At 68.3% G+C, this 16,462-nt stretch carries 17 protein-coding genes; 5 read left to right on the forward strand and 12 right to left on the reverse strand.

Annotated features, from left to right (window positions below):
- The first annotated feature begins 92 nt into the window (after positions 1–92).
- From G6N28_RS05465 to mmsB, 3 genes are read left to right on the forward strand one after another with little or no spacing between them, the layout of a single operon-like run.
- Positions 93–1,613 (forward strand): CoA-acylating methylmalonate-semialdehyde dehydrogenase, encoded by a 1,521-nt coding sequence (locus G6N28_RS05465; RefSeq protein ID WP_163897829.1) that lies wholly within the window; start codon positions 93–95, stop codon positions 1,611–1,613.
- A gap of 7 nt (positions 1,614–1,620) precedes the next feature.
- A complete protein-coding gene (locus G6N28_RS05470; protein ID WP_163897832.1) occupies positions 1,621–2,787 on the forward strand; it encodes an acyl-CoA dehydrogenase family protein in 1,167 nt (388 codons plus the stop codon).
- Complete coding sequence (gene mmsB / locus G6N28_RS05475; RefSeq protein WP_235674724.1) at positions 2,705–3,679, forward strand: 3-hydroxyisobutyrate dehydrogenase; 975 nt, start codon at positions 2,705–2,707, stop codon at positions 3,677–3,679. The genes G6N28_RS05470 and mmsB overlap by 83 nt, the downstream gene beginning before the upstream one ends.
- A 2-nt stretch (positions 3,680–3,681) precedes the next feature.
- Here the strand turns inward: mmsB and G6N28_RS05480 are convergent, their stop codons facing one another.
- Both G6N28_RS05480 and G6N28_RS05485 read right to left on the reverse strand, forming a co-directional pair.
- Positions 3,682–4,395 carry a nitroreductase family protein gene (locus tag G6N28_RS05480; protein WP_163897838.1) on the reverse strand — a complete coding sequence of 238 codons (714 nt, stop codon included), beginning with the start codon at positions 4,393–4,395 and terminating at the stop codon, positions 3,682–3,684.
- A 32-nt stretch (positions 4,396–4,427) separates the two neighbouring features.
- The gene (locus G6N28_RS05485; protein WP_163897841.1) at positions 4,428–5,231 is read right to left on the reverse strand and encodes an HAD-IA family hydrolase; all 804 of its coding nucleotides are present in this window, start codon (positions 5,229–5,231) and stop codon (positions 4,428–4,430) included.
- A gap of 103 nt (positions 5,232–5,334) precedes the next feature.
- On the opposite strand from G6N28_RS05485, the gene G6N28_RS05490 reads away from it, so the two are divergent.
- Positions 5,335–6,000, forward strand: a complete 666-nt coding sequence (locus tag G6N28_RS05490; protein ID WP_163897844.1) for a response regulator — start codon at positions 5,335–5,337, stop codon at positions 5,998–6,000.
- Positions 5,997–7,241 carry a GAF domain-containing sensor histidine kinase gene (locus G6N28_RS05495; RefSeq protein ID WP_163897847.1) on the forward strand — a complete coding sequence of 415 codons (1,245 nt, stop codon included), beginning with the start codon at positions 5,997–5,999 and terminating at the stop codon, positions 7,239–7,241. The genes G6N28_RS05490 and G6N28_RS05495 overlap by 4 nt, the downstream gene beginning before the upstream one ends.
- Positions 7,242–7,309: 68 nt before the next feature.
- Here G6N28_RS05495 and G6N28_RS05500 read toward each other — a convergent pair whose 3' ends face one another.
- From G6N28_RS05500 to secY, 10 genes are all read right to left on the reverse strand, one after another.
- Positions 7,310–7,822, reverse strand: coding sequence for a MarR family winged helix-turn-helix transcriptional regulator (locus G6N28_RS05500; RefSeq protein WP_163897850.1), 513 nt, complete (start codon positions 7,820–7,822; stop codon positions 7,310–7,312).
- Positions 7,823–7,863: 41 nt separating this feature from the next.
- Positions 7,864–8,886, reverse strand: a complete 1,023-nt coding sequence (locus G6N28_RS05505; RefSeq protein ID WP_163897853.1) for a pyridoxal phosphate-dependent aminotransferase — start codon at positions 8,884–8,886, stop codon at positions 7,864–7,866.
- The gene (locus G6N28_RS05510) at positions 8,886–9,893 is read right to left on the reverse strand and encodes a 3-oxoacyl-ACP synthase III family protein (RefSeq protein WP_163897856.1); all 1,008 of its coding nucleotides are present in this window, start codon (positions 9,891–9,893) and stop codon (positions 8,886–8,888) included. Before G6N28_RS05510 ends, G6N28_RS05505 begins: the two co-directional genes overlap by 1 nt.
- Before the next feature lie 4 nt (positions 9,894–9,897).
- Entirely contained in the window at positions 9,898–10,563 is a 666-nt protein-coding gene (locus G6N28_RS05515; RefSeq protein WP_163897859.1) for an SRPBCC family protein, read from the reverse strand.
- Positions 10,544–12,241: a thiamine pyrophosphate-binding protein gene (locus G6N28_RS05520; RefSeq protein WP_163897862.1), complete on the reverse strand. Its 1,698-nt coding sequence runs from the start codon at positions 12,239–12,241 to the stop codon at positions 10,544–10,546. Before G6N28_RS05520 ends, G6N28_RS05515 begins: the two co-directional genes overlap by 20 nt.
- A 74-nt stretch (positions 12,242–12,315) precedes the next feature.
- Entirely contained in the window at positions 12,316–13,035 is a 720-nt protein-coding gene (locus G6N28_RS05525; protein ID WP_163897865.1) for an anti-sigma factor family protein, read from the reverse strand.
- Positions 13,032–13,556 carry a sigma-70 family RNA polymerase sigma factor gene (locus G6N28_RS05530; protein ID WP_163897867.1) on the reverse strand — a complete coding sequence of 175 codons (525 nt, stop codon included), beginning with the start codon at positions 13,554–13,556 and terminating at the stop codon, positions 13,032–13,034. Before G6N28_RS05530 ends, G6N28_RS05525 begins: the two co-directional genes overlap by 4 nt.
- A 122-nt stretch (positions 13,557–13,678) precedes the next feature.
- The gene (gene map / locus G6N28_RS05535; RefSeq protein ID WP_163897870.1) at positions 13,679–14,476 is read right to left on the reverse strand and encodes a type I methionyl aminopeptidase; all 798 of its coding nucleotides are present in this window, start codon (positions 14,474–14,476) and stop codon (positions 13,679–13,681) included.
- 3 nt (positions 14,477–14,479) lie between these two features.
- Entirely contained in the window at positions 14,480–15,028 is a 549-nt protein-coding gene (locus G6N28_RS05540; RefSeq protein WP_163897873.1) for an adenylate kinase, read from the reverse strand.
- Entirely contained in the window at positions 15,025–16,362 is a 1,338-nt protein-coding gene (secY, locus tag G6N28_RS05545; RefSeq protein WP_163897876.1) for a preprotein translocase subunit SecY, read from the reverse strand. Before secY ends, G6N28_RS05540 begins: the two co-directional genes overlap by 4 nt.
- Between the last annotated feature and the right edge of the window lie 100 nt (positions 16,363–16,462).

Here is a 16,462-nt window from a genome sequence, read left to right on the forward strand (position 1 = left end):
GATCTCCCCGCAGTCTCGGCGCGCACCCCCCTTGCGGACGCCTCTCACGCATTACTAGGATATCCAACTATCTAGTAGCGAGGGGCAGGGCCATGACCAAGCAGATTCCACATTTCATCAACGGCAAGCGCACCGCCGGCGAGTCCAAGCGCACCGCCGACGTGTTGAACCCGAGCACCGGCAAGGTGCAGGCCAAGGTGTCGATGGCCTCGGCCGCCGACGTCGACGCCGCGGTCGCCGGCGCCGTCGAGGCGCAGAAGGAGTGGGCGGCGTGGAACCCGCAGCGACGGGCCCGGGTCATGATGAAGTTCATCGACCTGGTCAACCAGAACATCGACGAGCTCGCCGAACTGCTTTCCCTCGAGCACGGTAAGACGCTGGCCGACTCACGCGGAGACGTCCAGCGCGGCATCGAGGTCATCGAGTTCTCGATCGGCATCCCGCACCTGATGAAGGGCGAGTACACCGAGGGCGCGGGCCCGGGCATCGACGTGTTTTCGATGCGCCAGCCGCTCGGCGTGGTCGCGGGCATCACCCCGTTCAACTTCCCGGCGATGATCCCGCTGTGGAAGGCGGGTCCGGCGCTGGCGTGCGGAAACGCGTTCATCCTCAAGCCATCCGAGCGTGACCCTTCGGTGCCGCTGCGGCTGGGCGAACTGTTCATCGAGGCCGGCCTTCCGCCCGGTGTGTTCCAGGTGGTGCACGGCGACAAGGAAGCCGTCGACGCGATCCTCGAGCACCCCACCATCGCCGCCGTCGGGTTCGTCGGCAGCTCCGACATCGCGCAGTACATCTACGCGGGCGCGGCGGCCAACGGGAAGCGCTCGCAGTGCTTCGGCGGCGCCAAGAACCACATGATCGTCATGCCGGACGCGGACCTCGATCAGGCGGTCGACGCCCTGATCGGCGCCGGCTACGGCAGCGCCGGGGAACGTTGCATGGCGATCAGCGTGGCGGTCCCGGTCGGTGAGGAAACCGCCGATCGCCTGCGCGCCAGGCTGGTCGAGCGCATCAACAATCTGCGGGTGGGCCACAGCCTGGACCCCAAGGCCGACTACGGCCCCCTGGTTACCGAGGCCGCCCTGCAGCGGGTGCGCGACTACATCGCCCAGGGCGTGGAGGCCGGCGCCGAGATCGTGGTCGACGGCCGCGAACGCGCCAGCGACGAATTGCAATTCGGTGACGACAGCCTCGAAGAGGGCTTCTTCATCGGACCCACCCTGTTCGACCACGTCACCACCGACATGTCGATCTACACCGACGAAATCTTCGGGCCGGTGCTGTGCATCGTGCGCGCGCACGACTACGACGAGGCGCTGCGGCTGCCCTCCGAGCACGAATACGGCAACGGCGTCGCGATCTTCACCCGCGACGGCGACGCGGCCCGCGACTTCGTGTCCCGCGTGCAGGTCGGCATGGTCGGCGTCAACGTGCCGATCCCGGTGCCGGTGGCCTACCACACCTTCGGCGGCTGGAAACGCTCCGGCTTCGGCGACCTCAACCAGCACGGCCCGCATTCGATCTTGTTCTACACCAAGACCAAGACCGTCACCCAGCGGTGGCCGTCCGGCATCAAGGATGGCGCGGAGTTCGTGCTGCCGACCATGAAGTAGGGGTTTCGTGGATTACTTCGGGCTCGACGACGACGAGCGGGTGATCGCCGAGACGGCGGCCTCGTTCGCCGAGAAGCGCCTCGCGCCACACGCTTTGGAGTGGGATGCCACCAAGCACTTCCCCACCGACGTGTTGCGCGAGGCGGCCGAGCTCGGCATGGCGGCGATCTACTGCCGCGACGACGTCGGCGGCAGCGAGCTGCGCCGGATCGACGCGGTGCGGATCTTCGAGGAACTCGCCAAGGCCGATCCCACCGTCGCGGCGTTCCTGTCGATCCACAACATGTGCGCCTGGATGGTCGACACCTTCGGCACCCACGAACAACGCAAGTCGTGGGTGCCGAGGCTGGCGTCGATGGAGGCCATCGCCAGCTACTGCCTGACCGAACCCGGCGCGGGGTCCGACGCGAGCGCGTTGCGCACCAAGGCCGTCCGCGCCGGCGGTGACTATGTGCTCGACGGCGTCAAACAGTTCATCTCCGGCGCCGGGTCGTCCGACGTTTACGTGGTGATGGCCCGCACCGGCGAGGACGGACCTCGCGGCATCTCGACCTTCCTCGTCGAAAAGGACTCGCCCGGGCTGAGTTTCGGCGCCGACGAGCTGAAGATGGGCTGGAACGCCCAGCCGACCGCGCAGGTGGTCTTCGAAGGCGTCCGGGTGCCCGCCGACGCGATGCTCGGCGGCGCCGACGGTGAAGGCACGGGCTTCGGCATCGCGATGCAGGGCCTCAACGGCGGCCGGATCAACATCGCCGCGTGTTCGCTGGGCGGCGCGCAGGCCGCCCACGACAAGGCGACGCGGTACCTCGCCGATCGCCACGCGTTCGGCGGTGCGCTGCTCGACGAGCCGACCATCCGGTTCACCCTCGCCGACATGGCCACCGCGTTGCAGACCTCGCGAGTGCTGTTGTGGCGCGCGGCCACCGCGCTCGACGAGAACCACCCGCGGAAAGTGGAGTTGTGCGCGATGGCCAAACGCTATGTCACCGACTCCTGCTACGACGTCGCCGACCAGGCGCTGCAGTTGCACGGCGGCTACGGATATCTGCGCGAGTACGGGCTGGAGAAGATCGTCCGCGATCTGCGGGTGCATCGGATCCTGGAGGGAACAAACGAGATCATGCGCGTGGTCATCGGCAGAGCAGAAGCGGCCAAGGCCCGCGCAGCGACATAGGCGACATAGGAGATTAACCATGAGCACGGTCGCGTTTTTGGGGTTGGGCCACATGGGCGGGCCGATGGCGGCGAACCTTGTCGCCGCGGGCCACACCGTGCACGGGTTCGACCCGGTGCCGGACCTGCGGGACGCGGCCGCCGGGGCGGGCGTTCAGCCCTTCGACAGCGGCGCCGCGGCCGTCGATGCCGCCGATGTCGTCATCACCTCGCTTCCCAACGGGGACATCGTCAAATCGTGCTACGCCGAGGCGTTGCCCGCGGCGAAGGACGGCGCCCTGTTCATCGACACCTCGACGATCTCCGTCGACGACGCCCGCGCGGTGCACCAGCAGGCGCTCGACCGCGGTCTCGCCCAACTCGACGCGCCGGTGTCCGGCGGGGTGAAGGGCGCAACGGCGGGCACGTTGGCGTTCATGGTCGGCGGCGAGGACGACGCCGTTGAGCGGGCCCGGCCGGTGCTGGAACCGTTGGCGGGCAAGATCATCCACTGCGGGCCATCCGGCACGGGCCAGGCCGCCAAACTGTGCAACAACATGGTGCTCGCGGTGCAGCAGATCGCCATCGGCGAGGCGTTCGTACTGGCCGAGAAGCTGGGCCTGCCGGCCCAGTCCCTGTTCGACGTCATCACCGGCGCGACCGGCAACTGCTGGGCCGTGCACACCAATTGCCCGGTGCCGGGCCCGGTGCCGACCTCACCTGCCAACAACGACTTCAAGCCGGGGTTCGCCACCGCGTTGATGAACAAGGACCTCGGCCTGGCGATGGCCGCGGTCAAGTCGACGAATGCCAAAGCGCCGCTTGGCAGTCACGCCGCGCAGATCTACGCCGAGTTCAACGCCGACCACGCCGACAAGGATTTCAGCGCGGTGATCGAACTGCTGCGCAGCTGATCTCAGCGGTTGCCCGACGACGCGTCGAGCCAGGCGCGGTTGCCGTACCCGTCGAGGTGGACGACCTCTTGGACCGGCTTGCGGGTCGTGGGTCCGTATCGACCGCGCGGCCAACCGAGCGGCACGACGCACACCGGCGTCACCGTCAGCGGCAGGCCCAGGATTCGTCGCGCAGACGTCACGCTCCACAGCGGCAGGGTGATCAGCGACGCGCCGAGCCCCATCGCCCGTGCGGCCAGCAACAGATTCTGCACGCTGGGATAGATCGAACCGAAGAACGTCGTCTCCCCCACGAACGGGGACGGCGCGTACGGTAACCGCATGCCGCCGCGCAAGCACGGCACGACAAGGACCGGGATCTCGCCGAAATGGTCGACCTGCCATTGCGTGGCCCGCAGCATCTTCTGCATCGATTCGTCCCCTGCGACGACGCGCCGGCCGATCGCGCCGTAGAGCGACCAAGCTTGGCGATACCGCCTGCCGAGTTGCTCCTTGACGCTCCGGTCCTTCACCACGATGAATTCCCAGTTCTGCCCGTTGGACCCGGTCGGGGCCCGCAGCGCCAACTCGATGCACTTGAGCACGACGGCATCGTCGACGGGATCGGGAAGCACGCGGCGCACCGCGCGCTGGGTCATCATCGCCTCGACCAGAGGCATGTTCACGCGGGCGAGCGCTTCTTCGGCGGTCGGAATGGCGGTGGGAATGTCGGCCATTGATCGAAACTACCGCGCCGACCGACTAGACGCTACGCCGCCGACGGCTTGTGGGTCTTCCACCAGTTGGCGTGCAGCCGTTGACATTCGGCGATGCGCAACGGATCGCTGCCATCGAAGTCCGGCCGCACGGCCACCGCCGTCGGGATCTCGGGGGTGCCTTCGCCGGTGATGACGACGGTGGCCAGCCCCGCGGCGTTGGCGGCGCGCAGCCCGGACGCCGAGCCGCTGACGGCCAGCGCGTCCTCGGCGGACAGCCCCAGCTCCCAGAGGGCGTGCCGGTGCGCGTCGGGATCTGGCATCGTCTTCTTCACGTCCTCGGCGGTCACCACGACCTCGACGAGGCCCTCGCCGGCGAGCTGCCGCACCAACGGCTCCGCCCAACTGCGCTGCCCATTGGTCACCACGGCCACCTGCACGCCCGCCGCGAACGCCTCCACCAGCAGGTCCGCCAGCCCGGGACGCGGCGCGAGATCGTGTGCGAGGACCAGCTCGTCGAACATCATCGTCTTGGTTGTGTAGATGTCGTCGGCCAGCAGTGCGGTCAGCACGTCGGACTCGGTGGCCACGCAGCGCTTGCGCAGCTCGGCCGCCACCCGCTGCCGCTCGTCGGTCAGCGCCAGCAGCTGGCGGTAGCGCGGGACCGACCACTCGAAGTTCAGGCCGTGGGCGGCGAAGGCGGCGTTGTAGGCCACGCGGTGCCCGTCGCACTCGATGTCGGTCAACGCGTCGAGGTCGAAGAGGACAGCGCGCAGCTGGCTGACGGCCGCGGCCGGCGCTGCGTTGTCCCACCAGAAGCGTCCGGCGCGCCAGGTCTTCTCCTGCGATGTCGGCATGAATCAAGGGTGTCTCACGTCACAGCTGCCCGCCTCCCCCGCAGGGGGGATAACCAAGGTCAACTTCTGCAGCCGCCGCCCGCACCCGCAATAAGGTGGTGCCATGACCGCGACGGCCGAACCGGTACGAATTGTGCTGGTAGACGACCACGAGATGGTGATCGAAGGGCTCAAGGCGATGCTTGCCGCGTTCTCCGAACGCGTCGTGGTGGTCGGCCAGGCCGTGGGTGCTGAGCGTGCGCTCAGCGTGATCGACGAGCTCGATCCCGACATCGTGCTGTGTGACGTGCGGATGGAGGGTTCCAGCGGCCTGGATCTGTGCCTTGAACTGCGTGAACGCCACCCCGACCGCAAGGTCGTGATGCTGTCGGTCTACGACGACGAGCAGTACCTCTTTCAGGCCTTGCGGGTGGGCGCGTCCGGGTACCTGCTCAAGAGCATCAGCAGCGACGAGCTGGTGCGCCAGCTCGAGTTTGTGCACCGCGGCGAGACCGCGATCGACCCCGGCATGGCCGCCAGGGCCGCCGACACCGCCGCGAGGTTGCAGCGCGACGAGTTCTGGCCCGGCGCGCGCCAAGGCCTGACCCAACGCGAGAGCGAAATCCTGTCGTTCGTCGTCAACGGGCTGTCGAACCGGGCGATCGCCACCAAACTGGTGATCGGCGAGGAAACCGTCAAGAGCCACCTGAGCTCGATCTACCGCAAGCTCGGGGTCAGCGACCGCACCGGCGCGGTGGCCACGGCGCTACGCGAAGGGATCTACCGTTGACCTCCGGCCCACGACCCGGCGACGCGGTCCGCGACCTCAGCGAGTACGCGCTGGCCGCCGACCGCGAGCTGGCGCTGCTGCGCGAACTGATCCAGGCCGCCTCCAAGGGCCCAGGGGTCGAGCCGTTGGCCGCGGCGGCCGCGCGGATGATCACCGCGGCGACCGCCAGCGACGTGTGCTTCGTGCACGTGCTCGACGACACCGACCGCTCGCTGACCCTCGCGGGCGCGACGCCACCGTTCGACGCGGAGGTCGGCAAGATCAGACTGCCCCTGGGGCAAGGGATTTCGGGTTGGGTGGCCAGCCACCGCGAGCCGGTGGTGATCACCGAGGACAAGGAGTCCGATCCGCGGTACATGCCGTTTCAGTCGCTGCGCGGCTCGGACTTCACGTCGATGGTGTCGGTGCCGATGGAGACCGATCCGGGTGGTCTGGTCGGTGTGCTCAACGTGCACACCGTTGAGCGACGCGACTTCACCGACCGCGACGTCGAGCTGCTGCTGGTGATCGGCCGGCTCATCGCCGGCGCGATGCACCAGGCCCGGCTGCACCGCCAACTGGTCGCCCGCGAACGTGCGCACGAGGTGTTCGTCGAGCAGGTGATCGAGGCGCAGGAACTCGAACGCCGCCGGCTGGCCGGCGACATTCACGACGGCATCTCGCAGCGGCTCGTCACGCTGTCCTACCGCCTCGACGCCGCCACCCGCGCCGACGATCCGAATATCGCGGCCGAGCAGCTCGGCATGGCCCGCGAACTGGTGAAGTTGACGCTCGAGGAGGCGCGCGCGGCGATCAGCGGGCTGCGTCCGCCGGTGCTCGACGACCTCGGCCTCGCCGGCGGACTGGCCAGCCTTGCCCGCTCGATTCCGCAGATCGACATCGACGTCGACCTCGAGGAGACCCGGCTGCCCGACCACATCGAGCTCGCGCTGTACCGGATCGCGCAGGAATGCCTGCAGAACGTCGTCAAACACGCCAACGCCTCCGGCGCCCGGCTCACCTTCGCCGTCGATGCGGGCGAGTCCACGCCCGTGGCGCGCCTCGAAATCGTCGACGACGGCGTCGGTTTCGACACTTTCGAGCATCCGCTGGGCAGCGACGAGATGGGCGGCTACGGGCTGCTGTCGATGGCCGAACGCGCCGAGATCGTCGGCGGCCGGCTCAACATCCGGTCCCGACCGGGCGCAGGGACGGCCGTCACCGCGACGATCCCGCTGCCGTCCGCGGCCACCACCCCTTAGCGCCGAAATAGCATTCCAGGCTGGAAATTCGCCCCGGCGACGACCCGGAATGCTATTTCGCGGGGCCGTCAGAAGTCGCCGGAGTTTCGGCGCAGTGTCTCGATGGAATCGGCCAGCGCACGTGATTCGGCTTCGGACATCCCGATGTCGGCGAACACCTCCTTGTTGAGGGTCACCGTCGCGTCCTCCACGGTCGAGCGGCCGAGATCGGTGATCCGCACCAGCGTGGTGCGGCCGTCGGTCGGATGAGGGGTGCGCTCCACCAGGCCGTCGGCCTCCAGGCGCCGGATCGCGTGGGTGACGCTGGTGACGTGCACCTGCAGCCGGTCGGACGCCTTGGTGATCGGCAGTTCCCCGTTGCGGCTGAACGCCAACAGCCGCAGCAGCTCGAATCGCGAAAAGCTCAGGTCATAAGGCCGCAGCGCGGTTTCCACCCGGGCCAGCAGGATCTGGTGCGCACGCATCACCGACGTCACCGCGACCATGCCGTCGGCGACGTCGCCCCATCCGGCGCGCTCCCAGTTGGCGCGGGCCAGCGCGATGGGGTCGCGGTGGTCAGGCTGCCACGATTCGGAGGCCACGCCCCTTCTTACCTCACCCCCGCGGGCGCCTGCTGCTGATTTCAGCGCACGGCGGCCAGCACGGCGCGGGTGGCGCGGCGGTCACCGACGGTGATGCGCACGCCGCCGTTGGCGTAGTGACGCACCCGCAGCCCGGTGCCGTCGAACACCTCCCGCCACGGCCGGTCACGCTGCGGCAGATACACGAAGTTGGCGTGGCTGTCGGTGCTGTACACCCCCATCGAGGCCAACCGCATGCGCAGATACCGGGTTTCGCTGCTGATCATCTGGATACGTTGCTGCAGTTCAGTTTCCGCTTCATAGGAGGCGACGACGGCGGCCAGTCCGGTGGTGGCGATGCCGAAGGGCAGCTGCATGGCCCACAGCCGGCGGGCCAGCGGCGGGGCGCAGAAGCCGTAGCCGATGCGCAGCCCGGCGAGGCCGTAGGCCTTCGAGAACGTCCGAACCACCACGAGATTCGGATACCGCGCGACCAGTTCCGCGGCGTCGAGTCGCGCCTCCGGTGGCAGGAACTCGACGTAGGCCTCGTCGAGCAGCACCACGGTGCCCGGCGGCACGCGGTTGAAGAACTCCTCGATGTCGGCAGCGGGCTCGATCGTTCCGGTCGGGTTGTGCGGTCGGCACAGCACCACCACCCGGGCCGAGGCCGCCGCACGTGCCAACGCGTCCAGGTCGTGGCGGCCGTGGCCGTCGAGTGCCACGGTGGCCGAAGCCAGCCGGGCCATCTGGGCGAACACCGGATACCCATCGAACGTCGGGTACGCCATCGCCAGCGTCTCACCCGGGCGCGTCACGGCCTGCAGCACCTGCATGATCACGCCGGTGGCGCCGACGCCGACGACCACCTGGTCGGCGCGCACGCCGATGTGGGTGGCGATCAGCGCGCGCAACTGCTGCGGCAGGTACTCCGGATAGCGGTTGGCGGTGTCGATCGAGGCGCTCAAGGCCGCCTGCACGGCGGGCAGTGGCGGAAACGGATTCTCGTTGAGCGACAACGCGAACGGGTCCAACCCATCGTGGATTACACCGGCGGCTTCGGTCGTGTCACGGTCCGGTGTTGTCATCAGCGACCGCCCCACCGCACCGCAGCGGCTCCTGCGAAGTCGCCGGCGTGTGCGAACGCCGCCATCATCACCACGCCACCGGCCCGCAACCGGCCCTCACCGATCGCCCGGTCGAAGTTGATCGGAATGCCCGCGGCGAACAGGTTTCCGCACTCATCGAAAGTGTCGACGTGGCGCTCCTTGGGCAGTTCGAGCGCCTCGCGCCAGTTGCGCAGAAACACCCGGTTGGGCTGGTTGGTGACGAGCAGGTCGAGGTCTTTGGGTTTGACGCCGATCCGGTCGCACACCGCATAGGACACCTCGGGAACCTGACGGTTGCCGCGGGCGAGCACCTTGGTGATCTTGCTTTCGGTGAACCCGATGTAGCCCTCGCCCGGACCCGGCTGCCACCATTTACGCGGCGGGTCCACCGCGATGGTCATGTCCCCGGCGAACTCCCCGTAAGTGCGGCACTCGACGTCGAGGATCGGTGAACGCTCCGACACCGCCACCAGGCCCACCGCGGCGCCGTCGCCCGGCACGGCCGCCTGCGCCTTGCGCCGCACGCGCGGTTGGTCGAACACCTGCCCGGCCGCGTTCTGCGCGACGGCGATCAACGCGGTCTGCCCCGCGCCCGAGGCCAGTAGTTGACGCGCCACCTGCATGCCGAGCACGAACGCCGCGCAGCCGCCGTTGTGCAGATCCAGCACCCAATTCGGTTTCATCCCAAGGCGATGCGCCACGGCCCCGCCGCTACCGTAGAACGGCATATCCGGCAACTGGGTGTGGGTGATCAACACGTCGGCGCCGGCGACCACGTCGGCTCCGTGCCGCTCGATCAGCCCGGCGGTCGCGCGCTCGACCATGTCGACCGCGGTCTCGTCCGGCCCGACATGATGGCGAAAGCGCGGCGCGCGGAACATCACGTTGTCCCGCAGGTCATCCGATTCGGCGAACTGCGCATAGTAGCTCGCACCGATCGGTTCACCCGGTAGATAGGTGGCGACGTCGAGAAGGCTGACGGTCATGTGCTCACCTCATCCAATCGGGTGTCACGGGAAGCCCGTTGTGGTGGCGGTATTCGGCGATCGCCTTGAGGTTTTGCAGCTCCAGGAGGTGACCCGCCCCGAACATGTCCCAGAAGTCGCCGACCCAGACGGGGCGCTGCGGCGGCGCGGTCTCCGGATAGGGGTTTCGGTCGTAGAACGGGTGATGGCAGTTGGTCCACAGCACCACCGATCCCGGCTTGTCGAACACCAACTGCGCGTCGACGATCCGCATCAGGTAGATCATCCACAGGTGCGCGCCCTGGTCCCACGCGCAGTGGTAGTCGACGGTCATCGCGTCGCTGTCGGCGCGCGTGCGGGTGAAGATCCGGGTCTCCGAGCCGAGCCGGTCGTAGGCGATCCAGAGCCCGGGTTCCTCGGTGGTGGCGAAGCCGCGCAGGCTGTAGGTCCACTCTTCGAGGCTGCGGGTGTCGGACATGTAGTCGAACAGCTCGCCGGGTGGACAGTCGATATAGCTGTTGACCGTGCAGAATTCGCCGAACACCTGGTCATGCGGATACACCGACCGCATCATCTCCATGATGATCGGCGTGGCCTTCTCCCGCGGCGACGTCTCGATGCGGATGAGCCCGTCGAGCGGATCGGCGGTGCCGCGGTGGGTGGTGATGTCATCAAGTGCGGGCAACGACATGAGATCGGTTCTCCTTTGTGCGGACGCTGTCTGACGTGAGAAACGCGGCGAACGGCGGGATTTCGTCTGCCGAGCATTCGACGCTGATGACCGAGGGACCGTCGTGGCCGAGCGCGGAGTCCACCGCGGCGGGCAGGTGTTCGAGGTCGCCGACGTCGGCGGCGGGCAGCCCGGGGAACATGGCCGCCAGCCCGGCCCCGAGTCGGCTCGGGCCGAAGCGGTTGTAGCTGTAGCGGTCGCCGTAGAAGAGTTGCTCGCGGGTCACGCACATGGCGTGCGCGTGGTTGTCGAACAGCAGAAACGTCACGGGCAGCCGATACTGCAGTGCGGTGTGAATCTCCATGCCGTGCATGAAAAAGGCGCCGTCGCCGGCGATCACCACGGTGCGCCTGCGTCGTGCGAACGCCACGCCGACACCGGCGCCGAAGCTGTAGCCCATGCCGCCCATGCCGAGCGCGACGAGGTATCTGCCGTCGCGGCGCACCGGCAGATGGTGGATCGCCGACGCGCCGATGTTGCCGGCGTCGACGACGATGTCGACGCCGTCGGGCAGCGCGTCGTCCAGCACGGCCATCGCGTCGCGGTACCGGATCCCCGGGCCGTCGTGTGCTGGGGGCTGAAGACAGGTGCGCGGCACCGCATCCGGCACCCGCACGCCGGTGGCGCGGCCGTTGCCCGTCAGCGCGGCGGTCAACAGCGTCAGCGAGCCGCGCAGGTCGTCGGTGTGCACGTGGGTGCACGGCAGGTGCGGTGGGTACGACCCGATCGAGTACACCGGCGTCGCCGCCAGCGCCGCGTCCAGGCCTGCACGTGCGGTCACCGACATGCGGGTGCCCACCAGCAGGCACAGCGCGCTGGCCGCAACGGCGTCCGCGACACCGGGATGCCCCATCACGCCGGTCACACCGAGCGACGACGACGACCCCGAGCCGGGCGTACCCGCCACGTCCTTGGCGTCCGGCACGCAGGCCACCCGGGCCCGGACCAGGGCCCGAAGTTGTTCGAGTTCGGCGCGCGCGTCGTCCCGCGCGACCTGGTCGCCTGCGATGATCGTGACCGGCCCGTCGGCGCGTTGCAGCGCGCGAACGATCGGGTGAGGGTTGCCGAGCTGCGCGACCGGTTCTTGGGACGGTTCGATTCCGCCGTTGACGGGCAATTCGGCTTGCTGAATGTCCTTGGGCAGCAACAAGACCGCGGGCCCGCGCGATGTCTTGGCGGCTGCTATGGCCTCGGGCAGCGCCGAGACGATGCCGGCCGGGGTCAGCACGCGGCGGCAGTACACCGCCACCGCGGAGAACAGCGCCTGCGCGTCGAGCGCGCCGTTGCGGCCGCTGGTGTCCTGGAACGCCCCGCGCCCGTCGAGCGTCGTCGGCGCCTGACCGATGAGCGCCAGCACCGGAACCCGGCTGGCGAACGCCTCCCCCAGCCCGGGCAGCGTGTTCAGGCAGCCGCCGCCCGAGGTGGCGGCCAGCACGCCCAGACCGGCACCGCTGCGGCTGTATCCGTCGGCCATCGTGGCGGCCGAGAACTCGTGCTTGGCCAGCACCGCGGTGATCCCGTCACAGAAGTGCGCGGCGTCGTAGAGGTCCTCGATGTTGGCGCCGTCGACCCCGAAGAGATGCCCGACGCCGATCGCCGCGAGGTATTCGACGATGTGGTCGACCACCCGATGGGTCATGGCTCACCTGCCTTCGCGCGCCTTTCCCTGGTGATACGACGCACTGCGCAGTTGAGTTCAACGAGCGGCGGAATTCACAGCTGCCGTTCGAGCAACACCTCTCCGGAGTCGGCCGAAACCAGTTGCACGGCGGCGATTTCGTCGACCTGCATCGGGGTGTTGGCGCTCGGTAAAGCGGTGGCGCCGGACAGCCCCAACCAGGTGGCGACCTGCTCGTGGCTGCCGTCGCGGCCGATCACCACCATGCCGAGGTTCTGGGGCGGGGCGTCGCGCTGACCCCAGTCGCCGTAGGTGCAGGCCATGTCGATGCGGCTGCCCCAGCCGTAACCGGTGACGGTGATGGTGGCGTTGATCGGCGTCTCGGACACCTTGGTCATTTCGAGCTGTTGACCCGAGGCCTGCGGCGGCGGGGTCTGGGAGCCCAGGCTGTCGGGGCGCAGCACCAGCACGAGCCCGAGTGCCAGCAGCGCGGCGGCCAGCGCGACGGCGGCGGTGGTCATCCAGCGGGCCCGCCTGCGCCGGGCCGCCACCTTGTCCAGCAGGTTGTCGAGCACCTCGCCACGCAGCGGCGGCGGGTCCGGCCGATCCAGCTCGACGATGTCGTCGGCGTCGATCTTGGCCAGCAGCGCGGGAATTCCGCTCAGTTCGGCGACCGCGCCCCGGCACTGTGCGCAGGTCTGCAGGTGTGCCTCGTATTCGCGGCGCTCGTCGCTGGACAGCGAGCCCAGCACGTAGGCGGCGTCCCAGGTGACATAGCGGTCGTCATCGCCTCGGGGGGAACCGAATTCGGTCATCGCGTCACCCCCATCTCCTGCAGCTTGAGCCGCAGCGCGCGCACGCCGTAGTGCAGCCGCGACTTCACCGTGCCCTCGGCGATCTGCAGATCGGCGGCGATCTGTGCGGTGGTCCAGCCCTGGTAATAGGCGCGGCGGATGACCGCCCGATGTTCCTCGGACAGTTCGCGAATGGCCTCACCAAGCAACATCCGGTCCAGTGCCGTCTCCACCTCGTCGGGGCCAGCGCGGTCCGCGGCTTTCTCCATGTCCGGGGTACCGGATTCGCTGCGGAACCGGGCGCTGCGCCGCTCGTCGATAATGAGATTACGCGCCACGGTGAACAACCACGCCCGTGCCGATCGCTCGCTGTCGGCGGTCACCTCGGGATGGCGCCAAGCACGCAATAGCGTTTCCTGCACGACATCCTCCGCCCGGGCCGTATCCCCCGTCAGCCGCACGGCATAGCGCCAGATGGCCGCGGCGTGCTCGTCGTAGAGCATCCGCATGACTTTGGCATCCAGGGCCTCCGGGTCCTCCAAACTGAACCTCCATCAGTGATACGAGGTTGCCGGGCCTCCAGTTCAGTATTCGCCGAACGTGGGTTACCCGCACGCTCCGAGCGCTCGCGGCGTGCGGGTAACCCACGTTCGCGCCAGAAAGGCTATTGCGTGAGGATGCGCGGACCGTCTTCGGTGACCGCGACGGTGTGCTCCCAGTGCGCGGCACGCGAACCGTCGGCGGTGACGACGGTCCACTCGTCCTCGAGCACCACCGTCTTGGTGGTGCCCAGCGTGAGCATGGGCTCGATGGCCAGCACCGACCCCGGCGCCAGATAGGGCCCACGCCCCGGTGCGCCTTCGTTGGGCAGAAACGGGTCCATGTGCATGTGCCTGCCGATGCCGTGACCGCCGTAGCCGGCGACGATGCCGAACCTGCGGCCGTGACGCTTTTCGGCGGCGCGCGCGCCGGTCTCGATCGCGTGCGAGACGTCGGTGAGCCGGTTACCCGGCACCATCGCGGCGATGCCGGCCACCATGGCCTCCTTGGTGGCCTCCGAAAGCGCCTCGTCGACCGGAATCAGCTGCCCGACACCGAACGTGATCGCCGAGTCGCCGTGCCAGCCGTCCAGGATCGCCCCGCAGTCGATGGACACCAGGTCCCCCGCCGCCAGCGTCTCGTCGGCCGACGGAATGCCATGCACCACACGGTCGTTCACCGACGAACAGATGCTGGCCGGAAAGCCCTGGTAGCCGAGGAACGACGGAACCCCGCCGCCGTCGCGGATCACCGACTCGGCGACCTCGTCGAGCTCGAGCGTGGACACCCCCGGCGCGGCGGCCTGCCGCACGGCCGCGAGCGCCTCGGCCACCAACGCGCCCGCGGCGGCCATCGCGTCGAGTTCACCGGGGGTGCGCCGCGCGACGACCCGCCGGTTGCGCAGACCGGGTAGCCCGATCATCTGCTACTTGCCGAGCGCGTGCAGCGCCCGGGCGAACACCTCGTCGAGCCCGCCGACCGCGTCAACGGTCTGCAGGTTGTTGTCGCGGTAGTACTCCAGCAGCGGCTGGGTCTCATCGCGATAGACCTGCATCCGGTTGTGGATGATCTCTTCGGTGTCGTCGGCACGGCCCCGCGCTTTGAGCCGCTTGAACAACTCCTCCTCGGACACGGCGAACTCCAGCACCGCGTCCAGCTTGGTGTTGCGCTGCTTGAGCATCTCGTCGAGCGCCTTGGCCTGCTCGACCGAGCGCGGATAGCCGTCGAGGATGAAACCGTCGGCCGCGTCGGGCTGGGAGATCCGGTCCTCGACCAGCTTGTTGGTCAGTTCCGAAGGCACCAGGTCACCGGCGTCGAGGTACCGCTTGGCCTCCACCCCGAGCGGGGTGTTCTCGCCGATGTTCTTGCGGAAAAGGTCCCCGGTCGAGATCTGCGGGATGCCGAGCTTCTCGGAAAGTTTCTGGGCCTGCGTGCCCTTACCTGCACCAGGTGGCCCGAGTAGCACGACCCTCACTTCAGGAACCCTTCGTAGTTGCGTTGCATGAGCTGGCTTTCGATCTGTTTGACCGTATCCAACCCGACACCGATCATGATCAACACCGCAACGCCGCCGAACGGCAGGTTTTGCACCGGTCCGCTGCCGCCGACCGACAGGAACAGGTTCGGCAGCACGGCGATCCCGCCCAGGTAGATGGAGCCCGGAAGGGTGATCCGGTTGAGCACATAGCGCAGGTAGTCGGCGGTCGGCGCGCCCGGCCGGATGCCGGGGATGAAGCCGCCGAACTTCTTCATCTCGTCGGCGCGTTCGTCGGGGTTGAACGTGATCGACACGTAGAAGTACGTGAAGAACACGATCAGGCCGAAGTAGACCCCGATGTAGACCGGGTCCGACGGGTTGGACAGGTTCTCGGCGACGAACCGCTGCCACCACCCGGTGCCCGGGTTGGAGCTGCCGCTCTGGATCAGCTGCGTGATCAGCTGCGGAATGTAGATCAGCGACGACGCGAAGATGACCGGGATGACGCCGGCCTGGTTGACCTTCAGCGGAAGGTACGTCGAGGTGCCGCCGTACATCCGGCGACCCACCATCCGCTTGGCGTACTGCACCGGGATGCGGCGCTGGCCCTGCTCGACGAACACCACGCCGACGAGGATGGCCAGCGCGCCGGCGCAGACCAGGGCGAACACCAGGCCGCCGCGGCTCTCCAGGATCATCTGGCCCTCGCCGGGCATTGCCGAGACGATGCTGGCGAAAATGATCAGCGACATGCCGTTGCCGATGCCGCGCTCGGTGACCAGCTCGCCCATCCACATCAGCAGCGCCGCGGCCGCCGTCATCACCAGCACGATCACGACGAGGGTGAAGATGTCGATGCCGTCGCTCTGGCCCTGGATGATGTCGAGCGAGCACCCCTGCAGCAGTCCCCCGTTGGCCGCCAGCGCCACGATGCTGGTGGCCTGCAGGATCGCCAACGCGATGGACAGATAACGCGTGTACTGCGTCATCTTGGTCTGGCCGGCCTGGCCTTCCTTGCGCAGCTGTTCGAACCGCGGGATCACCACGGTCAGCAGCTGCACGATGATGCTCGCGGTGATGTAGGGCATGATGCCGACCGCGAACACCGACAGCTGCAGCAGCGCGCCGCCGGAGAACAGGTTGATCAGCGAGTAGACCTGACCGGCGTCGCCGCCGCTGACCTCGGCGATGCACTTCTGGATGTTCGGATAGTTCACCCCGGGCGACGGAATCGAGGCGCCGACCCGGTAGAGGAGGACGATGCCCAGGGTGAAGAGGATCTTTCGCCTGAGGTCGACTGTCCGCAGCGATGAGATGAAAGCCGAGAGCACTCTTCCTCCTGCGCAGCCGACCGTGGTGGCCGCGACGTGCGAACTGGGCTGGTCGGACCAGCGTCATGGTTAAGTCGTGTGCGGACCTCCGCCGAGCGCG

It is taken from the genome of Mycolicibacterium pulveris, from assembly GCF_010725725.1.
In the GTDB taxonomy this organism is placed as follows: domain Bacteria; phylum Actinomycetota; class Actinomycetes; order Mycobacteriales; family Mycobacteriaceae; genus Mycobacterium; species Mycobacterium pulveris.